This window comes from Marinimicrobium sp. UBA4509, from assembly GCF_002388575.1.
Lineage (GTDB): Bacteria > Pseudomonadota > Gammaproteobacteria > Pseudomonadales > Cellvibrionaceae > Marinimicrobium > Marinimicrobium koreense.
The window spans coordinates 161368-164978 of sequence record NZ_DGMV01000050.1; the positions used below are offsets into that span (position 1 = coordinate 161368).

Genomic DNA, 3611 nt, shown 5'->3' on the forward strand with positions numbered 1-3611 from the left:
CGGGCGGCCCGGCCCAAACGTCACTCGCCGATCGACCCATTCCCCTGAACGGCGATATCTCCCGCGCCGGGCTCTACCACGCGGCCTATCCCATGCAGGATGGTAGTGAGCGCTTACTGGTCAGTTGGAGCCCCTGCCGGGTGTCCGTGCCCGATCCCGAGCAGGACGACGGCGTCCGGATTCGCCCCTGTACCGACGAATGGCTGACCACCGAGGGCAGCGAACCCGCCCCACCGCTGTTCGGCCTGTGGGTGTTCGACCCGGAAGGCCCCACCCAGCAGCCCGTCGTGCTGCCGGAAGAGGACCAGATGGTCACCGACCCCATCGCCCTGGAACCCCGCCCGAGACCCGGTTTCCAGGAGCCCCTGGTGGGCGAGTCCAACTGGGTCAGTGAAGGCGTCGGGGTACTGCATATTCAGAGTGTGTACGACCTGGACGGCGAGGCGAGCGTCGATATCGACGCGCTGATGGACCCGGCCCAGACCACGGCCGACGAGCGGCCCGCCCGCTTCCTGCGACTGCTGAAAGCCGTCTCCAGCCCGGACAACGATACCTTGAACGACCAGGACGACGAGGTGTTCGGCAACCGCTTCAACCAGAACCGGGGCCTGCTGGAAATTCTCGGCTATGTGCCCATCGAGCCCGACGGTTCGGTAATGACCAAGGTGCCCGCGGATATCGCCTTCAGTTTCGATATCGTCGATGCCGAGGGCACCCGGATCATGCCCCCGCACCGCAACTGGTTGCAGTTGCGTCCCGGGGAACAGCGCAATTGTCAGGGCTGCCACAGCGCCGACAGTGAAGTCCCCCACGGCCACCCCGAACGCGGGCCGTTACCCGCTTATACCGGCGCGGATACCGAGGGCCTCCCCTTTCCCAATACTCTACTTGCTGATATCGAAGGTCAGCCTGAAAACCCCATGATGGGAGAAACTATGGCCGAGCTCGAAGCACGAGTCGCGCTGACATGCAGCAACCCTGAAGAGCCAGACACATGTAGCTTTAGAGGCCCCCGCAATCCGAACGTGAATATCCGCTACACCGACATCTGGACCGACCCGGCGGTGCGCGAACCCGACCCGGATCACCAGCGCCTGTACAGCGCCCTGGCGGCGGACGATTACCGTGAGTACGCCAACGACGAAAACCCTGACGAAGGCCTGACCGTCTCGGCCACTTACCCGCCCACCAGCGAAGGCTGCCAGACCCAATGGACGGCGCTGTGCCGGGTGGTGATCAATTATGAAAACCATATTCAGAGCCTGTGGGAGCGTCAGCGGCTGCTGACCGAGGAAAACGACGAGGGTCAGGCGACGTTGGTCCTGGATGAATTCGATGAGCCCGTGGACCACACCTGTGTGGGCTGTCACACCCGTTTCGACGCCGACGATGCGCCTCGGGTCCCCGCCGGCCAGTTGGAGCTGACCCGCAATGCGGCAGGCAACGGCCAGATGACGTCTTACCTTGAGCTACTCAATGGTGACGATGAGGTGACGCTGGTCGATGGCGCGGTGATCGACCTGTTGGTGGAAACCGGGGAGTTTGAAACCGATGAGGAGGGTGAGCTGGTATTGGATGACGACGGCAACCCGATTCCGATTCTGACCACGGTGCCGGTACAACCGCCATTATCCCGAGGCGGAGCCGCTGCCAGCGCCGCGTTCTTTGCGCGTTTTGAGCAGACGAACGACCTGGCTGCCCCCGACGCAGTCGATCACCGTGGTATGCTCAACCCCGATGAACTCCGACTCCTGCGGGAATGGCTCGACACCGGTGCCCGCTATTACAATAACCCTTTTGACCGGGCGCGACAGGACGACGAATGAGGGACTTGGTTATTTTTCATGAGCAGGAACCTTTTTATGTGGCGTCACGTCCGGTCAGGGGCGGGGTATACCCTTCCAGGACTCGCTGTAAATACATCCCTGTACGCTCGGGATCGCGAATCCCGCGCTCTACGGTCCTGGAAGGGTATACCCCGCCCCTGACCTCCTCACTCTGTAGAAAACTCGGGAGGAGCCCCGCCCAAGGTCACAGGAGAGAGAGAGGTGAGATACAGCGCACTGAGGGCCGATGTGGGGTGAAGCGTTTCAAGACCCTCACCCGCGGGACTAGCGGTGAGGAGCGTACAGGGATGTATTTACAGCGAGTCTTGAAACGCTTCACCCCACAGCGGACCGGACGTTCAGCCACCGCAAAGCTCTCTACAGTGCTATTCACATTAGCGCTTTCGATAATCGCAATAACTACCCACGCCGACGCCCCGAAAGTCACCGTCGCCACCACTTATATCGACGTTCATACGGGTCCTGGCAAAGGCTATCCGATCTTTCATATCGTCGAAAAAGACGAAGCCATCACCCTGGAAAAACGCCGGACCGACTGGATCAAAATCACCACCCGACGCGGCAAAACCGGCTGGATACACGTCGACAGCCTGGCCAACACCCTCGACCGCACCGGTCAGGCCCCCGACATTCGTGCACCCGGTCGCGAGGACTATGGCGAGCGGCGCTGGGAACTCGGGTTTGCCGGGGGTGACTTTGATGGGGCCGACTCCCTCGGGCTCAACCTCGGGTTTCGCTTTACCGAACACCTCACCGCCGACCTGCGGCTGAGCCAAAGTACCGGGCAGTTTTCCGACAGCCGGATTGCCAGCGTCGGGTTGATGCACCAGCCCTTTCCCGACTGGTGGGTCTCGCCCTATTTCCGGCTGGGCACCGGGCAGATCCGGATTCAACCGAGTGCGACGCTGGTGGAAGCCGAGGACCGGGAAGACAACCTGTTTCAGACCAGCCTGGGTGCTTACGTCTACCTGACCCGGCGCTTTTTTCTGCGCCTGGAAATGACCCAACACCAGATACTCACCAGCCGCGACACCAACGAAGAGGTTAACGAATGGCAACTGGGTTTCAACGTCTACTTCTAGCCCTCGCCCTGGCGAGCACAGCACCGCTGGCCCTCGCTCAGGACGGGCCGCTGGGTGATATTGTCGGCCCGGACGAAGAGCGCCGGCGGATCAGCGAGCGCGACCTGGACACCGAGAATTTCGAGTTCGGCGTGTTCTACGGGCTGATGAGCGTGGAGGATTTCGGCAGCAATCCCGTGGCCGGGGTCAGCCTGAGCTATCATGTCACCGAAGCGATTTTCCTGCAGGCCAACGCCGCCCAAACCGAAACCCGGGAAACCAGCTATGAATTGCTGAGCGGCGCTGTGGAACTGCTCACCGAAGACCAGCGGGACTACACCTATTACAATCTTTCCCTGGGTTACAATTTCCTGCCGGGGCAGATTTATCTCACGGAAAACTGGAGCTTCAACACCAGCGCCTATGTGATCGGCGGCGCCGGCAATACCGAGTTCGCCGGGCAGGATTACTTTACTTACAATCTGGGCGCCGGTTTCAAACTGTACACCACCGACTGGCTGGCTCTGGACCTGGGCATGCGCGGCCACGTGTTTACCCACGAGCTGTTCGGCCGGGAGGTGGAAGTGAACAATCTGGAGGCACGTCTGGGCGTGTCGCTGTTTTTCTAATTATGATGATCGGGTTTTAAGAGAGGAGTTGAGCCATGAGATTGACGCACTATTTACTGGTCGCCCTGTTCGGT

General features: G+C 60.9%; 2 protein-coding genes and 1 pseudogene. All 3 read left to right on the plus strand.

The annotated features are described in order from the left end of the window. Positions 1 to 1826 (plus strand): annotated as a pseudogene (locus B3520_RS08745) (hypothetical protein); the annotation flags it as partial. Between the two features lie 383 nt (positions 1827 to 2209). Further along, entirely contained in the window at positions 2210 to 2929 is a 720-nt protein-coding gene (locus B3520_RS08750; protein WP_286806139.1) for an SH3 domain-containing protein, read from the plus strand. Continuing rightward, positions 2899 to 3537 carry an outer membrane beta-barrel domain-containing protein gene (locus tag B3520_RS08755; RefSeq protein ID WP_286806137.1) on the plus strand — a complete coding sequence of 213 codons (639 nt, stop codon included), beginning with the start codon at positions 2899 to 2901 and terminating at the stop codon, positions 3535 to 3537. Before B3520_RS08750 ends, B3520_RS08755 begins: the two co-directional genes overlap by 31 nt. Positions 3538 to 3611: the final 74 nt, after the last annotated feature.

Coding starts and splice junctions, on each gene's coding strand:
- B3520_RS08755 (WP_286806137.1), top strand. CDS start 2,899: ATGGCAACTGGGTTTCAACGTCTACTTCTAGCCCTCGCCCTGGCGAGC.